The following is an 18,013-nucleotide window of genomic DNA, read 5'->3' on the forward strand; positions in this document are numbered from 1 at the left end:
ACTCATCTTAATAAAAAAGGGCGATCCAAAGATCGCCCTTTTTTATGTGAGTGTAATCACAATTCGTTCTTACACTTCAGTTAAACATTTCCATCAATTTGCGCCCGGGTTCCTGCTCACGCATAAATGCCTCCCCAACCAGGAATGTATTGACATTGTGGCCGCGCATGGCCGCAACATCGTCAGTGGTGTGTATTCCACTTTCAGTGACCACAATCCGATTCTCTGGAATCAGATCGAGCAATTTAAATGTGTTTTCCAGCTGAACTTCAAACGTATGCAGGTTGCGATTATTAATACCAATCAAGCGATTTGGCAGCACCAGCGCACGTTCCAGCTCCAAACGATTGTGCACTTCCACCAATACATCCAAGCCCAATTCCAGGGCCAAACTGTTCAAGTCCTGCATCTGCTGGTCATCCAGGCAAGCGGCAATTAATAGTATACAGTCGGCACCGATTGCCCGGGCCTCGTAGAGTTGAAAAGGGTCCACAGTAAAATCTTTACGCAACACCGGCAGGCGCACTGCATTACGCGCCTGTTGTAAATAGCTGTCTGCCCCCTGGAAAAAATCGATATCGGTAAGCACCGACAAACAGGCAGCCCCGCCTTTTTCATAGCTGGTCGCTATTTCCGCCGGTAGGAAATCCTCGCGGATAACACCTTTACTGGGCGATGCCTTTTTGATCTCGGCAATCACTGCAGCTTCGCCCCCATTAATTTTGCGCTCTAAAGCATCAACAAACCCCCGCACCGGCGGCTGGTCCTGTGCTCTCAGCCGCATTGTCTCCAGACCGCACTGAGATTTGCGCTCAGCCACTTCCTGCCATTTGCGCTCAATTATGGTTTTTAAAATTGTTGGCGTACTCACGACTTTACTTCCTCGGGGCGAAAGGCGCTGGTAAAAGCGGCCAGATCATTCATTTTTTCCGCAGCCAGGCCACTGTCGATGGCATCCTGCGCCATGGCAATTCCCTGTTCTGCACTACCGGCTACACCACTCACATAAATGGCGAGACCGGCGTTGAGGGCAATAATATCGGCAGCTTTCTGCCCTGCTTCGGTTTCGCGCTTACCCAAGGCATCGCGAATTAGCGCCAAAGACTCCTGCGAACCCGATACGATCAGGCCACTCAGATCGCGGCGCTCAATAGAGAAATCCTCAGGGGTAAGGGTAAACTCATTAATGGTGCCATCTTTAAGTTCCACCGCATGGGTATCTGCAGCAATACTGGCCTCATCCAGACCATCTTCACTATGTAATACCAGTACATGCTCGGAGCCCAGCCGCTGCAAAACTTCTGCCAGCAAACGGCAATAGCGTTTTTCATAAACACCTATCACCTTGCGGGTGACTCCTGCAGGGTTAGTCAAAGGGCCGAGCAAATTAAAAATAGTACGCAAACCCAGTGCTTTGCGTGCAGGCCCGACATGACGTACAGCGCTGTGGAAACTAGGGGCAAACATAAAACCAATCCCAATAGTCTCAACGCAACGCGCCATTTGCTCAGGGCTTAATTCCAAATAAACTCCAGCCCGCTCCAGCAGATCTGCCGAACCGCTGCTGGAGGACACCGAGCGATTGCCGTGTTTGGCTACTTTGGCCCCCGCTGCTGCTGCCACAAAACTACTGGCACTGGATACATTAAAGAGATTTGCACCATCACCGCCGGTACCGACAATATCCACCGTATTGTCCAGGTTCAGGTTTACTTTTGTTGCCAACTCACGCATGGTTTCCACTGCGCCGACAATCTCATCAACAGTTTCACCGCGAATGCGCAGGGCTATCAGTAACGCACCTATTTGTGCCTCCTGAGTCTCGCCTCGCATTATCTGGCCCACAGTTTCGCGCATTTCCGCACGGGTGAGGTGCTCTCCATCCACCAGTTTCGCTATGGCTTGTTGGATATTCATGGTGTCCCCTTTGCCCTGCTCGCTAATTTATTCAATCGGGACCAAGGCCCCGCGACATTTGCCCTTAGATATCAGGACTCAATAAAATTCCTTAACATATCGTGGCCATGCATGGTGAGAATTGACTCAGGGTGAAATTGCACACCCTCTATCGCCAACTCGCGGTGGCGAAGCCCCATAATCTCATCAATCTCTCCGGCTTCTGTCTCGGTCCAGGCTGTAACCTCAAGGCACTCAGGAAGACTGCTTTTTTCCACAACCAGGGAGTGATAGCGCGTCGCCTCGAAGGGGTTGGACAGACCGTGAAACACCCCCAGATTGTTGTGCACTATAGGCGAGGTTTTTCCATGCATAACCTGACCCGCACGCACTACCCTGCCACCAAAAACCTGACCAATACTCTGGTGGCCCAGGCAAATTCCCAGGATAGGAGTGCGTCCAGCAAAGTGCCTGATCGCCTCAAGGGATATTCCCGCTTCGTTGGGTGTGCAGGGCCCCGGTGAAATAACAATTTTCTCAGGGGCCATCTGCTCGATTTCCTCCAGAGTGACTTCATCGTTACGCTTAACCACGACTTCTGCACCCAACTCCTCCAGGTACTGCACCACATTCCAGGTAAAGGAGTCGTAGTTGTCGATCATTAAAATCATTGTCCGGCTCCCTTAGCCTCAGAAACATTAGTAGTCGCTTCCATACGCTTTTGCAGACGCGCTAGCGATGCCTGGGTAGCGCGCAATTCGCGCAGGATTTCAGTTTGGCTTGGTGGCAGGCACAGCTCATCCATACGCCGCAGTTTGGCCTCTTCCAGGTTATTAAGTACCACTCCGATAAACAGGTTGATCATTACGAAAGCACCCATTACCACGAAGCTGATAAAGTAGACCCAGGCCCAAGGCATCGCATCCATGGCCGTATACATAATGTCGGTCCAATCCTCAAAAGTCACAATGCGGAATAGACTCAACAGCGCAATCGGCAGGCTACGCCAATGGGTCGGATCCACATCGTGAAACAGGAAGTAACCCGCCACCCCATAAATATAAAAAATAATCCCCATCAGCAATGCTATGTGCAACATACTCGGCAGACTGCGCAACAAGGTATCCACCAGAGTGCGCAATTCAGGGAAGGCCGAGACCAGGCGCAATACTCTCAAAACCCGTACCAGACGCGCCAAAGTAGCTAGCGGCCCGGCCGCCGGTATTAAGCTGAGAGCAATAATAGTGAAATCAAAGCAGTTCCAGCCGCTGGAGAAGTAACGCCAGGGGCGCGAGCCATGGGCAGCAATTTTTATCAGCGCCTCCAGAATAAAAGCGCCAAGTACCAGCTGGTTAATCCCCCCCAATAGTGCGCCAAAGCGTTCCACTACCCAATTTGAGGTTTCCAATCCCACTGCGATACCGCTTAACAGGATCATGCCGATGATCATCTGGTTAAACAGCGGGGCTTCGACAATTTTCTGGCAACGTAACGCCAGGGTAGGTTTTTGGGCAATACTAACTTCGCTCATTGTTCTCGGTCTTTACATCTTTACTACTACTGGCCAGAGCCATGCCCGCCGCTCGGAAAAGCGCGCGGGCTTTATTCATGGTTTCATCCCATTCTGACTGGGGATCGGAATCAGCGACCAGACCGGCGCCGGCCTGGATAAATAACTGACCATCCTTGATTACCGCTGTGCGAATAGCAATAGCGGTATCCATATTGCCATTCCATGCCAAATAGCCTACCGCACCACCGTAGATACCCCGCTTTTCAGGCTCCAATTCATCAATGATCTCCATAGCCCGAATCTTCGGCGCCCCGGACAAAGTGCCGGCCGGTAGGGCCGCGCGTAGCGCATCCATACCTGAGAGACCATCCCTCAGTTGGCCTGTTACATTAGAAGTGATATGCATTACATGGGAGTAGCGCTCTACAACCATCTGCTCGGTCACCTGCACACTGCCGGTTGCCGCCACCCTGCCCACATCATTACGGCCAAGGTCAATAAGCATCAGGTGCTCCGCCCGCTCCTTAGGATCAGCCAGCAATTCCCGCTCCAAAGCCCGGTCCTCCTCTTCTGAGGCCCCCCGGCGGCGGGTTCCAGCCAGTGGCCGTACTGTCATCTCCCCCTCTTCCAGATGCACCAGGATTTCGGGGCTCGAGCCCACCACCTGATGGTCGCCAAGGTCCAGAAAATACATATAAGGAGAGGGGTTCAGGCTGCGCAAGGCGCGATAAAAGTTCAGTGGCGGCGCATCGAACGGGGCAGACAGGCGCTGCGACGGCACCACCTGCATAACATCCCCAGCCAGTACATATTCCTTGACCCGTCTTACGGCCTGCTTAAAATTTTCTTCTCCAAAGTGAGAGTGAAACGCACTTTCCTCTATGCCTTTACCATCCAGGTCCAGGGGTACCGTATTTGGTAAAGGCTGCGCCAGGCGAGTAACAAGTTGGTCGAGACGTTTCTGGGCATACTCATATGCGTCTTTTTGTATTGGATCTGCATGCACAATAAAAATAACTGCACCGGCGAGGTTATCGAAAACTACCAGCTCATCACTGACCATCAATAGAATATCTGGGTTACCCAGAGTATCTACTGGCATACTGTGCGCCAAACGGGGCTCTATATAGCGCACGCAATCATAACCAAAGTAACCAACAAGACCGCCATTGAAACGCGGTAGGTCAGGTAGCTCCGGCACCCGATAGTACTGTTGGAATTCTTCTACAAACGTCAGGGGATCTTCCGGGGCGTGGCTTTCTACTACTTCGCCATCCCGCTCAATAGTTACTTCGTTACCACTCACTCGTAGGACGGTACGTGCTGGCAAACCGATAATAGAATATCGTCCCCACTTCTCTCCCCCCTGCACCGACTCAAGCAGGTAACTGTAACGCCCAGCTGCAAGTTTCAGGTAAGTGGACAAAGGTGTTTCAATATCAGCCAGCACTCGGCGCACCAGCGGTATGCGGTTGTAGCCCGCAGACACAAGTTGGGCGTATTCGCTTGGGGTCATAGAGACTCCGGTCTATTTTGCGTTTTTTAGGTTGGCGCCAGAGTATAGATAGCGCCCACAGGAAAGGTGGCCGGAATGGTAGCAGCTACCAAATTGGCCTTAGCGGATCAGTGGCGCCATCGCCAGCTGGTTGTTGTGGGGATAGTGTGATTCACGGAAATTCCCTCAGTGCAGGCGCACAAGTTTACAAATCCCGTATGCGGCGGGCAAGGGGTTACCCGCCAGGTTTTTATCAAGGCAGGCTCTTGCGCATAGCGCCGATCACCTCAGCGTAGTCCGATGTATTGAAAATGGCAGAGCCCGCTACGAAAGTATCTGCACCTGCGGCGGCAATTTCTGCAATATTATCCCGGTTAACTCCGCCATCGATTTCCAGGCGTATATCATAGCCACTAGCATCGATCAGTTGTCGTGCCTCACGCAGCTTTTCCAGGGTGGCCGGAATAAATTTCTGGCCACCAAAGCCCGGATTAACTGACATCAAAAGGATCATATCCAGCTTATCCATCACATATTTGGCGGCATCAAGGCTGGTAGCCGGGTTAAATACCAAGCCCGCCTTACATCCCAAACTGCGAATTAACTGCAGAGAGCGGTCTGGGTGGCGGGAGGCCTCGGGGTGAAATGTGATATAGGTTGCGCCCGTATCCGCAAACATGCGAATCATATCGTCCACGGGCTCAACCATAAGATGTACATCAATAGGCGCCTGGACACCGTGCTTACGCAGTGCTTGGCATACCATCGGACCTATGGTCAGATTGGGCACATAATGATTGTCCATCACATCGAAGTGCACCCAGTCGGCACCGGCCGCCAACACATTGTCCACCTCTTCTCCCAATCGCGCGAAATCGGCGGAGAGAATGGATGGAGCAATTTTGTAATCAGACATCTCAATATCCTTAAGTAAATCAGTTTTCCGCGGTTAAGCGGCGGTGCAATCGATCCAGGCGCTCAGGAGTCCCCACATCGCACCAGTCCCCCTGATATAATTCCGCCTGTAATTTGTCTTCGTTAAAAGTGAACACCTCCCCGAGGCCAAAACACTCACGCATCTTTGGATAGTGAGTAAGTATTTCCGGGCGCAACCAGCTAATTCCGGCAAAGGTATAGCGGGGCTTGGCAGTTCCTGATAGCAACCCATCCTCAATCCCAAAGTCACCTTCAGGATTATGGGGGGGGTTGGGCACCATCAATAACCGCCCGGGGCAACTCTTGGGTAAAGGGTGGGTTATCCATTGGGAAAGATCGAAGTCACACCAGACATCCCCATTGACCACCAGGAAAGGGGCCTCACCCAAGAGTGACATAGCATTGATAATACCGCCGGCAGTTTCGAGCGGCCTCTCTTCATGCTCTACCGAATACTGGATATCCATTCCCCAACGTTCACCACTACCAAGGCAACTCCTAATCTTATGGCCAAGATAACCAAGATTAATAACCACCCGCTGGATACCAATACTTTGAAGGCGCTCCAGGGCGTGCTCAATCAGCGGTTTTCCTGCTACAGGTAGTAAGGGCTTTGGCGTCTGGTCAGTCAGCGGGCGCATACGGCGACCGAAGCCTGCAGCCAGGACCATGGCGGTAGTTGGAGAGGTCTCTTTTGGGTGGGTCATCAAATTAATCTATACAATTTTTACAGCTTACCTGAGCGAGTCCCCAGCACTGCGGTAGTCACTATACCAGGGCTGCTGTTCGATCAATGGCAATAACTGGTCGGCAAACCAATCGCCAAAGGGCTTCAGTTCAGAATAGCGACCAGCTGTTTCCATTACATAACGAATAACCAGGGAGAGATTACTCAGATACCCCTGTTTGCCATCGCGAAGCGACAAGCGTGGGAACAGGCCAAGTACTTTAATATGACGCTGCAGCCCCATCCAGTCGAACCATCGTAAGAACCTTTCAGGGTCCACAGGTTCCATCACTCCGGCAGCTTCTGCAGTAGCTGCGTAAGCGAATACCCAGCGTTCAACCCGTTCCCGGGGCCAGCGTATATAGCAATCCCGTAACAGCGAAACCAGATCGTAAGTGATAGGGCCCCAAACCGCATCCTGGAAATCCAGAATCCCCGGCCTCTCTCCTTCCCGTATCATCAGATTCCGGCTGTGGTAATCACGATGAACCAGGGTATGTGGCTGGTTGGCTGCATTATCCAATAGCAATTGGAAGGTATCTTCAATCAGCTCCATCTCCTTTGCTGAAAGCTGATGACCTAGCAGCTTACCCGCCAACCACTCAGGCATAATACGCATCTCTGTCAGAAACAACTCTGCGTCATAATTGGGAAAAAGTGTTTCGTCTCTGGGTATCTGTTGCAGACACAACAACTCACTCATCACCTCGGCATAGAGGCCCTCGACACTATCGTTATTAAGTACACCAAATAACTGGGTATCGCCAAGATCCTCCAAGAGAAGATAGCCATTGGTCGTATCTGCCGAGACCACCATCGGCGTATGGATACCGTTGCGGCGCAGATAATCAGCAATGGCCACAAAGTGACTTGGCTTGGTGTGCTCCGGTGGGGAGTCAACTGCAATCAAACTCGGCTTGGTGCCTGTGCGAAAATAGCGTCGAAATCCCGCATCGCCGGCAAATTTGAACAGCTCCGCGGAGGAGTGCATTTCCAAAACCTGCCCCACCCAGCGGCAAAGCTCCTCAAATCGCGAGTCATCAGTCACAACACACCTTCAATTCTTCACCTGTGGCTTGTAATAACCGGGCTGATTCCCCAGGTATAAGATCGCATTGTAACCCCACGCAGTGTCGCGTCCAGCAGCGTCTGCGCAATTCCTCTTACACTCGTACCAGCGCTGTGGCTATTAACTATTTCTACATTCAAGTAGAATCGAGCGAAGATTTTTGCGCGCCCCGGCTCGATAGCTGTCGCACGCATCTACCGATAAAGAAACATTTAAGAATAGCCGGAACCTATCGATTGATGCATGAAGTCCCCCGGTGGCGTCGCCTAGCACTCGCGATTGCTAATTATTCACACACCCGTACTTTCGCAATCGGCTTAATTGCCGCAACCCCCCTGTGGGCACACGCCAACCAGGGTAATGCTTACGAAGACCCAAACTACAACCCTTATTTGTACCTCGACTGGCTACCCCGCTCAGAGCTTACCCCCGAAGAGAGGGGCAGGATACCGGCTATATGTTCAGGGGCCTTTATTCCCCCTCCGAGAAACTATCCTGATGCAGATCTTCCTCCCGAGAATGCCCCTCTGCGTGCCACCGCCGAAAGATCACAGGTACTTGATGATGGCACCGCAGAATTAAGCGGTAATGTGCATATCACCCAAGGATATCGCCAATTATTTGCCGACCAGGTTGACCTCAATCAGCAAAACCATACCGCCTACCTAAGCGGAGCCGTAGAGCTGCGTGAGCCGAATTTATTGATCCGTGGGGCTTCGGCTGAGGTACACACAGACAGTGAGGCAGCATCGATTGATGATGTCTCTTACGTTATTCACGATGAATACATCCATGGCGACGCGGCCTACGCAGCCCGCCAAACCAGTGGTGAACTCACCCTAACAGACGGCACTTATACCCGCTGTGAACCGGGAAAGGAGTTTTGGCGACTGATTGGCAGTGAAATCAATATTGATGAAGTAGAAAGCCAGGGTACAGCTCGAAATGTCCGCCTGGAAATCATGGACGTTCCGGTGTTCTACGCTCCCTATTTCCGCTTTCCAGTGGGAGATGCCCGGATGTCGGGCTTCCTCTTTCCCTCTTTGAGCAACAGTGATAAGAACGGCTGGGACCTCGCTATTCCCTACTATTGGAATATAGCGCCGCAGATGGATGCAACCCTTACCCCGCGTTATATCCAATACCGGGGCAAAGGTCTGGAAGTGGAATTTCGCCATTTGAGCCCTATCTTTAATACCAGACTCCGCGTAGCTGATCTGCCAAATGACAAAGGCGGCAACGATGATCTGTCCCGCAAACTTATCGACCGCGGCTTCCCCGAGGATCTGGTGCTACCCAACAAAGGCAGGGACCGTTGGCTGGTGAATCTTGACCAGGAAGGCGGCTACAGTGGCAGTATCTGGCGCACCGATATCGACTTTACAAAAGTCAGTGATCCAGACTATTTTCGGGATTTAAGTACTGCCAATCTGGGGATTAATGCGGAAACCCAGGTCAACCAAGCAGCGCAAGGCAGTTTAAGCACAGAAAACTGGCGAGTCACTTTACGTGCCCAGGACTACCAGGTCCTGGAAAATGACCTCCCCGACACCTTCGCTCAGCTGCCGCGCCTGGATGTGAACGGTGATTACCGCTGGGAGGACTGGCGACTCTCTATGCATAACGAGGCCATAGCCTGGAGGCACAAGGATACCCAGACAATCACATCTATTGGGGACACTGACGATCCTACTAGCGTGGTAACTAAAACCACGGATTTTATTACTGCGGATAGATTGCGCCTCGACTACGAACTCGCCTGGGATAAAGAATGGCTATGGGGCTATTTCAAACCCGGTATCGCCGGCCGTTACCTGGGCTACCAGGTGAGCGATCTGTTCCTGCCCGAAGATGCCAACGACACACCCGATGCCGCCGCTGCCCAGTTCACCCTGGATACGGGCCTGTATTTTGAACGGGATAGTTTTATTTTCAACAGGGACTTTATTCACACCCTGGAACCCCGGCTGTTTACACTGATCAGTAGTAATGCCAACCAGGATGACTTTTTTGATATCAGCAGGAAGGAAGTTAATTACCCTTACGACCCTAATAACATACTTGTTATTGATCCCCGTAGTAATAATCTGCTTTACGATACTTCGCTATTTACCTTCAGCTACGATCAGCTATTCCGCGACAGCCGTTTTGCGGGCAGTGACCGTATAGATGATGCAAGTCGAGTCGCTCTAGGTCTCACTACCCGCTTTATTGATCCGATCAGCGGGCGTGACCTGTTCTCCGCCAGCATTGGCCAGGCCTATTATTCCAGTGACTCACAAATTGGGTTAACGGAGTTAATTGAGGAGACCCCCCGCTCTGAACTCGCTGCCCGACTAGAAAGTCGACCGATTCAGTCCCTGCGTATCGGCAGTGAGTTTGTTTACGACGACACGGAGCACAATATCAACCGGGGCAATTTCAGCCTGCGATACTTTGACGATGACGCCAGAATCTTCAACCTCAGCTATTACTATGAGCGGAATGACGCACTGCTATTTCCAAACGAAGTGGACAATGATGACGACTCCTCTACCCGGCAGCTCAACAGCTCTGCAGTCCTGCCTATCAGCACCCATACCTCTATAATGGCTAGCGCCGCCTACGATTTAACCCTGGACCGGGAACTGCAATACTTAGCTGGCATCGAATACGATGATTGCTGCTATCGTGCGCGCCTGGTATGGAGCCGCACCCTGGACAATGACCTGGCCGGGGTCGTAGCCGCTGAGGACTTGGAGTACGAGGAAGGTATCTTCCTAGAGGTGCAACTAAAAGGTCTGGCAGGGTTCGGATCAACTGTAACTCAGATGCTTTACAAGGGCATTGCAAACTTTGATCAGAGAGAAAAGCTGAAACCGTGATGAGAATAATGCAGAAATTTGTGACTAAATTGAGTCTGTCATCCGTTCTGGCTGCCTGCGCACTGATCGCCGGTACTGTTACAGCACAAGTGCAAACCCTGGACCGAGTAGTCGCCGTTGTCGATGAAGATGTCGTGATGGCCAGTGAGCTGGCCCAGCGTTTGAATACTATTGCCAGCCAGATCCAAGCACAGCAGGTCCAGGCGCCCCCTATTGAAGTTTTACGCCGCCAAGTACTTGAGCAGCTGATTGTCGAAAGACTACAGCTGCAAATGGCTTCGCGCGCAGGCGTTACTATCTCTGAGTCTGAGCTTGATCAAGCCATCGCACGAGTTCAACAGAATGCCAGTGTCAGCCCGGAAGAATTCCGCCAGCGCCTTCGTGCAGATGGTATGACCATAAAGAGCTTTCGCCAGCAAGTCCGCCAAGAGTTGATGATTCGCCGCGTAGAACAAGGCAGTGTTAACCGCAGAATCCAAATCACAGATCAGGATATCGACAACTTCCTTCGCTCCAAAGAAGGAGAGTTCTGGAAGTCACCGCAATTTGAGCTCGGTCATATCCTGATTCCCATAAGCTCCAGCGCACCATCCAGTGAGGTGACCCAAGCTCGCGAAAAGGCAGAAGAGCTAGCTGAACAAGCACGTGAGGGTACTGATTTCCGTCGCTTGGCTATAGCCAACTCCGCTGGGCAAAATGCTCTAGCCGGTGGTGATCTAGGCTGGCGTAAGACAGTGGAACTGCCGACCCTCTTTGCAGATGCGCTCAACGGCCTGAAAGTGGGAGATGTAACAGAGCCTTTCCGCAGTGATGCCGGCTTCCATTTACTCAAGATTCACGCCCAGAAAGGTGCTAACGAACAGCTGGTGGAACAGACTAAAGTTCGTCATATTCTGTTGAAGCCATCCGCCATCCTCACCGATGACGAGGCCTATAACAAACTGATCGCCATGCGCGAGGAAGCCATGGCCAATGATAATTTTGATAAATTAGCCCGGGAAAACTCTGAAGATATAGGCTCAATGCTCGCCGGAGGGGATCTAGGCTGGTCTATGCCTGGCCAATTTGTACCAGAATTTACCCAGGCAATGGACACCACTAATATTGGCGAAATCAGTCTGCCGTTTCGCAGCCAATTTGGCTGGCATATCCTGAAAGTTGAGGACCGGCGCAAGCAAGATATGACTGATCAATATATCCGCAATCAAGCTGCCAACTTGTTACGTAACCGTCGCTACGAAGAAGAACTTCAAAATTGGCGCCGTGAAATTCGCGATCAGGCTTATGTTGAAATTAAGCTGCAGGATGGAAACAAAGACTCGACCGAAAAAGAGCAACAGTAGCACTCATCCTTTTAGAATCCCAAAACCGGGCCTAAGCGCCCGGTTTTTTATTGATCAAGGAATTGGCCCACCAAATGACCACCAAAATTGCACTAACCCCAGGGGAACCCGCAGGTATAGGCCCAGAATTAGCAGTTAAAGTGGCACAGCAGGGCAGCAGCTCACAAATAATAGCTATTGCAGATCCAGAACTACTATACCAGGCCGCTAGCATTCTCAGTCTCCCACTGACATTACTACCCTTCTCTCCTGATTCAGCAGCATCGGCTACTCCACCCGGCTGCCTATATATTCAAGAAATCCAAATGGCCAGCAGTGCCAAGCCAGGTCAATTGAGTACTACCAATGCTCCCTATGTTTTGAGCACTCTGGAGGCTGCAGCTAAAGGATGCTTGAGAGGACAATTTAATGCCTTAGTAACCGGCCCCGTACACAAAGGAGTGATCAACGATGCAGGCATCCCATTTAGTGGGCATACCGAATTTTTTGCTGAGCAAGCGGGTATTGAGCAAGTCGTAATGATGCTAGCAGCTGAAAATCTGCGCGTGGCATTGGTGACTACACATCTCCCTCTAAAAGATGTCAGTAAAGCTATCACAGGAGAGCGCCTCACACAGGTCATTCAAATTCTACACAAAAGCCTGACCAATGAGTTCCGGATCGAATCTCCTCGCATCGGGGTATGCGGCTTAAACCCGCATGCAGGGGAAGGCGGTCACCTCGGTATGGAAGAAATAGAGGTGATAGAACCAGCTCTGAATAGCTTGCGAGCAGAGGGCATCCAGCTCCTTGGCCCCTTACCTGCCGATACACTCTTTACACCCCCGCAATTAACTCACTGTGACGCAGTATTGGCCATGTATCACGATCAGGGGCTGCCGGTGTTAAAATTCAAGGGGTTCGGTAAAGCTGTAAATATTACCCTTGGGCTGCCTTTTATCCGTACATCAGTAGACCACGGTACCGCGCTGAATCTTGCTGGTACTGGCGATGCCGACAGTGGTAGTTTGGAGGCAGCTTTGGCGCAAGCTATTGAATTGGCTACTCGGTGAGCTACCTCGCAGTATTTGCAAAGTGGCTCTCCCTTTTGTCGTATATATCAACCCAAAAAAGCTTCAAGTATAGATTATTTAATGGACAGTTTTTTCCAGCACAAAGCCCGTAAACGTTTTGGCCAAAATTTTTTAGTCGATGAAAATATCATTGAACGTATTGTACGCGCCGTAGCCCCAAAAGAATCCGACAAACTCGTAGAAATTGGTCCCGGGCAAGGTGCGATTACAGAGCTTCTCCTCCAACGATGCCCTTCCCTAACTGCAGTTGAACTAGACCGGGACTTAATACCCTTGCTGCAGTTTAAGTTTAGGAATTATCTCCAGTTTAAAATTATTGAGCAGGATGCCCTCAAATTTGACTTTGGAGAATTTGCAGCAGATTCACCTTTACGCATAGTTGGCAATTTGCCCTATAACATTTCTACGCCATTACTTTTCCACTTACTCAGCTTCAAAGGTAAAGTGCGGGATATGCACTTTATGCTGCAAAAGGAAGTCGTCGACCGCCTCAGCGCCACTCCGGGTAACAAATCCTTTGGCCGTCTGAGTGTCATGGTGCAATATCACTGCCGTGTTCAGGGACTTTTTCCAGTGCCCCCCCAATCATTCCAACCAGCACCTAAAGTAGAATCTGCAATCGTACGCCTTACTCCTCATGAAAAACTTCCGTTCATTGCCGAGGATGAGAAGCTGCTGGAGCGAATTGTCAATGTAGCTTTTCAGCAACGTCGCAAGACACTGCGCAATGCTTTAAAACCGCTATTTCCAGAACTGGATGTAAACTCGTTCCCGGTAGATGCCAGCCGTCGCCCTGAAACCCTCGGTGTTGAAGAATTTGTCCGATTAGCAAATTTCTGTACACAGCTTGAAAAACAAAAAAATAACAAGCCAATTTAGGGGGCGAAAATTTGGCTACTTACGCCATTGGAGATATTCAGGGTTGCTTTGAGCCATTACAACGGCTACTAAAGAAAATCCGCTTCCGCTTTGATCGTGACAAATTGTGGCTTGCTGGAGATCTTGTTCATCGTGGGGACGACAGTCTTGGCACTTTGCGCTTTTTGTATGAGTACCGTCATCAGGTAACCGCCGTTCTAGGCAACCACGACTTACACCTTTTAGCTCTGGCCCATGGAGCCAAACACCTTTCTGAAAAAGAGCATGACTTAGCTAAAATCCTGAAAGCCAAAGGCTCAGACCAGCTACTAAACTGGCTTCAAGGTCTTCCCCTTCTAGTACACAAAAAGGGGTACACCATGGTTCATGCAGGGATTCCTCCCATTTGGAGTGTAACCAAGGCAGCGGCGCTTGCTCGCGAAGTTGAGCATGCCCTGTCTGATGAAGCTATGGCAAAAGCTTATTTTTATGGGATGTATGGTAATGAACCACATTGCTGGAATGACCATCTTATCGGTATCGAAAGGTTACGTTCCATAACCAACTACTTTACACGAATGCGTTTTTGTAAAGCAGATGGCACCTTAGATTTAGTGACCAAACGAGGACCTCAAGCCGCGCATGCCGATTACAAGCCCTGGTTTAGCTTTCCGAACAGAAAAAGTAAGAATGAAAAAATTATCTTTGGCCACTGGGCAGCTCTGGAGGGGCGTGCCGATACTAAAAATATCTATGCACTAGATACGGGATGCGTTTGGGGTGGTTACCTTACGGCAATGCGGTTGGATGATGAGGAGTTCTTCTGCCTAGATTGCAGCCTATAAAAAATTAAATACTTACGACTTTACTGCAAATTAGCAAACCTCAACTGTTAAGTTAGACCAAGCAGTTAGGGTTTTCTACAGGGAGTCGATATTACGAGCTATATCCCCCCGGGTTTTGTGATTGCCAACGCTATGCATCTTCAACCATTTGTATCAGGTCATATTCCGCTTTCCAGCCTAGCTCTTTTTCAGCCAGCTCAGTATCCGCATAGCATTCCACAATATCCCCAGGTCTACGCGGTACAATTTCATAAGGAATTTCTCTACCACTGGTTTTTCAAATGCCTTTACGACTTCCAACACAAAACTTCCCTGGCCAGTATCCAAGTTATGGATAAAGCAACCCTGGTCTGTTGTGGGCTTTCTAAGTAGTTCTAGGGCTGCTAAATGTCCCAGAGCTAGATCAGTATATAATCCCGAACACCTGTCCCATCTACAGTTTCATAATCATCACCAAAAACCAGTAGGTAAGGACCGCGACCAACAGCAACTTGAGATACATACGGCAAAAGATTATTGGGGATTCCTCGAGGATCCTCACCTATTCTTTCACTTTTATGTGCACCAATAGGGTTAAAGTAGCGTAACAAACTTACTTTCCAGTAGCTCCCAGGAACGACACAGATATTTCGCAGTATGCCCTCCTTGACGAGCTTGCTGGCACCATAGGGATTAGTAGCTCCAATTTTAAAATCTTCTTTAATCGGCACCGTGTCAGGTTCCTCGTAGACAGTTGTAGAAGAACTGAAGATCATTCGAAATACGTCAAATTCCTCCATCACGTCTATAAGAGCCTGGGTACCTGCTACATTATTCTGACAATAACGTAGCAGCTGCTCGACAGAACCTCCTACTACCTTCATACCAGCAAAATGAATTACAGCTTCAATCTCACATTCTGAAAAGACTTTCCGAAGCCCCTCTTGATCGCCAATATCAAAGTCATCAAATAGCACCTTTTGCCCAGAAATCATCTCGACACGATTTAGCACTTCCCGGCCGCTATTCGATAGGTTATCCACAACAACTGGCCAAAAGCCAGTACCAAGTAACTCTATGCATGTGTGACTGCCAATGTAGCCGGCACCACCAGTCACTAGAATCGCCATTTTACTTCCTTCGAGCTTTACCCACTTCTAAAAGAGTACGAATAAAACTTAAAACTGCCGTTATATTCAACCCATCTAGATAACAATACCGTGCCGTGATGAGACTGAAAGCTATGCTGGAATAGCTGGGGTCAGTTCCGTATACCCCAGGGAAGAACAAGGATAGTAACGGCAACAATCAATTGCGCTTTTGCCGAGCTTATCTCAGACAAGGCGATTGCTATGCCGCTTCACATATTGATCACCATATGTGTACAAGCGGTGCAACCTTAGAAACAACCAGTGCACTGACTCTAATTGATAAGCAGGACGCTGAGCTCTGCCCACTAGGCTACAGGGAGGTAAATACCGTGACAATTTTCAACCACTACCTGGAAAGGTATGAGTCAATCCAAGATGAGGAACTCAGCATCCAGGAGTATCTGGAGTTATGTAAAACTGATCGCAGCGCCTATGCATCTCCTGCAGAGCGAATGTTAATGGCAATTGGTGAGGCAGAATTAATAGATACCTCTCGCGACCCACGCTTATCTCGAATTTTCTGTAATAAAGTCATCAAGCGATACAAAGCATTCAGCGAGTTTTATGGTATGGAAGAAGCCATAGAGCAGATTGTTTCTTTCTTTCGACATGCAGCCCAAGGCCTGGAAGAGAAAAAACAAATTCTTTATTTGCTTGGACCTGTAGGAGGAGGTAAATCGTCACTAGCTGAACGCTTAAAGGCCCTAATGGAACAGGTGCCAATTTACGCAATCAAGGGATCACCTGTATTTGAATCACCTTTGAGTTTATTCTCACCTAGCGAAGATGGTCGAATCCTGGAAGAGGACTATGGTATCGCCAGGCGATATGTCAATACCATTATGTCCCCATGGGCTGTTAAACGGTTGCATGAGTTCAAGGGAGATATCAGTAAATTTCGGGTAGTAAAAATTCGACCTTCTATCCTGGATCAAGTCGCAATATCCAAAACAGAGCCCGGAGACGAAAACAACCAAGACATATCCTCTCTGGTTGGCAAAATAGATATTCGCAAGCTCGAAGATTTTCCACAAAATGATCCCGATGCTTATAGCTTCTCAGGCAGCCTCTGTCGCGCCAACCAGGGATTGATGGAATTTGTTGAAATGTTCAAGGCGCCAATCAAGGTGCTTCACCCCTTGCTAACCGCCACCCAGGAGGGCAATTACAACAGCACCGAGGGACTCGGCTCTATACCTTTCAATGGCACAATCCTGGCACATTCCAATGAGTCCGAATGGCAATCATTTCGAAATAACCGCAATAATGAAGCTTTTCTAGATCGAATTTATATTGTCAAAGTGCCCTACTGTGTGAGAGTCCAGGAAGAAATCAAAATTTACCAAAAACTATTGGAAAACAGCTCTCTCTCTAAAGCGCCTTGTGCGCCGGATACTCTGAGAATGCTGGCACAATTTTCCGTGCTGTCCCGAATCAAAAATCCTGAGAACTCTAGTCTTTACTCCAAAATGCGGATTTATGATGGAGAAAACCTAAAGGACACCGACCCTAAGGCAAAGACTATTCAGGAATATCGGGACAACGCTGGCGTTGATGAGGGGATGAATGGCCTATCTACACGCTTTGCGTTCAAAATTCTCTCCAAGGTCTTCAACTTTGATGCAACGGAAGTTGCAGCCAACCCTGTTCACTTACTCTATGTATTGGAGCAGCAAATTGAACAAGAGCAATTCCCTCCAGAAATCCAGGAAACATATCTTGGATTCATCAAGGAGTACCTAGCTCCAAGATATGTCGAGTTTATTGGAAAAGAGATACAAACTGCCTACTTGGAATCCTACGCAGAATATGGCCAAAACTTGTTTGATCGCTATGTCACCTATGCTGACTTCTGGATTCAGGATCAGGAATACCGCGACCCTGAGACTGGCGAGATACTCGACCGAGGCGCGCTCAATGAGGAGTTGGAGAAAACGGAAAAACCCGCCGGAATATCTAACCCTAAGGATTTCCGTAACGAAATAGTCAACTTTGTATTGCGCGCAAGGGCGAATAATCAGGGAAAAAATCCTGACTGGAGATCCTATGAGAAATTACGTGCAGTTATTGAGAAGAAGATGTTCTCCAATACCGAGGATCTCCTGCCAGTAATTTCCTTCAATACTAAAGCTTCTGCAGATGACAAGCGTAAGCATGCGGATTTTGTTGCTCGAATGGTCGAGCGCGGATATACCGAGAAGCAAGTACGCTTATTGTCTGAATGGTATCTGCGTGTCCGTAAATCGCAGTGACCTCAAAGCACA

The 18,013-nt window shown here is 49.5% G+C and carries 14 protein-coding genes and 1 pseudogene; 6 read left to right on the forward strand and 9 right to left on the reverse strand.

Annotated features, from left to right (window positions below; genetic code table 11):
* Positions 1–76: 76 nt before the first annotated feature.
* The 8 genes from trpC to G367_RS0102470 form a co-directional block, all read right to left on the reverse strand.
* On the reverse strand, positions 77–871 hold the full coding sequence (gene trpC, locus G367_RS0102435) for an indole-3-glycerol phosphate synthase TrpC (protein WP_020411501.1): 795 nt from the start codon (positions 869–871) through the stop codon (positions 77–79).
* On the reverse strand, positions 868–1,917 hold the full coding sequence (gene trpD, locus G367_RS0102440; RefSeq protein WP_020411502.1) for an anthranilate phosphoribosyltransferase: 1,050 nt from the start codon (positions 1,915–1,917) through the stop codon (positions 868–870). Before trpD ends, trpC begins: the two co-directional genes overlap by 4 nt.
* A 71-nt stretch (positions 1,918–1,988) precedes the next feature.
* Positions 1,989–2,567 carry an anthranilate synthase component II gene (locus G367_RS0102445; RefSeq protein WP_020411503.1) on the reverse strand — a complete coding sequence of 193 codons (579 nt, stop codon included), beginning with the start codon at positions 2,565–2,567 and terminating at the stop codon, positions 1,989–1,991.
* Positions 2,564–3,427 (reverse strand): ion transporter, encoded by an 864-nt coding sequence (locus G367_RS0102450; RefSeq protein ID WP_020411504.1) that lies wholly within the window; start codon positions 3,425–3,427, stop codon positions 2,564–2,566. Before G367_RS0102450 ends, G367_RS0102445 begins: the two co-directional genes overlap by 4 nt.
* Positions 3,414–4,925 (reverse strand): anthranilate synthase component I, encoded by a 1,512-nt coding sequence (trpE, locus tag G367_RS0102455; RefSeq protein WP_020411505.1) that lies wholly within the window; start codon positions 4,923–4,925, stop codon positions 3,414–3,416. Before trpE ends, G367_RS0102450 begins: the two co-directional genes overlap by 14 nt.
* Positions 4,926–5,157: 232 nt before the next feature.
* Positions 5,158–5,820, reverse strand: a complete 663-nt coding sequence (rpe, locus tag G367_RS0102460; protein ID WP_020411506.1) for a ribulose-phosphate 3-epimerase — start codon at positions 5,818–5,820, stop codon at positions 5,158–5,160.
* Between the two features lie 19 nt (positions 5,821–5,839).
* Complete coding sequence (locus tag G367_RS0102465; RefSeq protein ID WP_157533302.1) at positions 5,840–6,547, reverse strand: nucleotidyltransferase family protein; 708 nt, start codon at positions 6,545–6,547, stop codon at positions 5,840–5,842.
* 27 nt (positions 6,548–6,574) lie between these two features.
* A complete protein-coding gene (locus G367_RS0102470) occupies positions 6,575–7,615 on the reverse strand; it encodes an aminoglycoside phosphotransferase family protein (protein WP_020411508.1) in 1,041 nt (346 codons plus the stop codon).
* Positions 7,616–7,875: 260 nt separating this feature from the next.
* On the opposite strand from G367_RS0102470, the gene G367_RS0102475 reads away from it, so the two are divergent.
* From G367_RS0102475 to G367_RS0102495, 5 genes are all read left to right on the forward strand, one after another.
* Positions 7,876–10,500, forward strand: a complete 2,625-nt coding sequence (locus G367_RS0102475; protein WP_020411509.1) for an LPS-assembly protein LptD — start codon at positions 7,876–7,878, stop codon at positions 10,498–10,500.
* A gap of 8 nt (positions 10,501–10,508) precedes the next feature.
* On the forward strand, positions 10,509–11,843 hold the full coding sequence (locus tag G367_RS22915; RefSeq protein WP_020411510.1) for a peptidylprolyl isomerase: 1,335 nt from the start codon (positions 10,509–10,511) through the stop codon (positions 11,841–11,843).
* A 74-nt stretch (positions 11,844–11,917) separates the two neighbouring features.
* A complete protein-coding gene (gene pdxA / locus G367_RS0102485; RefSeq protein ID WP_020411511.1) occupies positions 11,918–12,895 on the forward strand; it encodes a 4-hydroxythreonine-4-phosphate dehydrogenase PdxA in 978 nt (325 codons plus the stop codon).
* 81 nt (positions 12,896–12,976) lie between these two features.
* Positions 12,977–13,795, forward strand: a complete 819-nt coding sequence (gene rsmA, locus G367_RS22920) for a 16S rRNA (adenine(1518)-N(6)/adenine(1519)-N(6))-dimethyltransferase RsmA (RefSeq protein ID WP_020411512.1) — start codon at positions 12,977–12,979, stop codon at positions 13,793–13,795.
* An 11-nt stretch (positions 13,796–13,806) separates the two neighbouring features.
* Positions 13,807–14,619, forward strand: a complete 813-nt coding sequence (locus G367_RS0102495; RefSeq protein ID WP_020411513.1) for a symmetrical bis(5'-nucleosyl)-tetraphosphatase — start codon at positions 13,807–13,809, stop codon at positions 14,617–14,619.
* A gap of 130 nt (positions 14,620–14,749) precedes the next feature.
* Here G367_RS0102495 and galE read toward each other — a convergent pair.
* Positions 14,750–15,728, reverse strand: a pseudogene (gene galE / locus G367_RS22925) (UDP-glucose 4-epimerase GalE).
* 350 nt (positions 15,729–16,078) lie between these two features.
* Between galE and G367_RS0102505 the strand changes: the two are divergent.
* Entirely contained in the window at positions 16,079–18,001 is a 1,923-nt protein-coding gene (locus G367_RS0102505; RefSeq protein ID WP_026304895.1) for a PrkA family serine protein kinase, read from the forward strand.
* Positions 18,002–18,013: the final 12 nt, after the last annotated feature.

Source organism: Microbulbifer variabilis ATCC 700307 (genome assembly GCF_000380565.1).
GTDB classification, from domain to species: domain Bacteria; phylum Pseudomonadota; class Gammaproteobacteria; order Pseudomonadales; family Cellvibrionaceae; genus Microbulbifer; species Microbulbifer variabilis.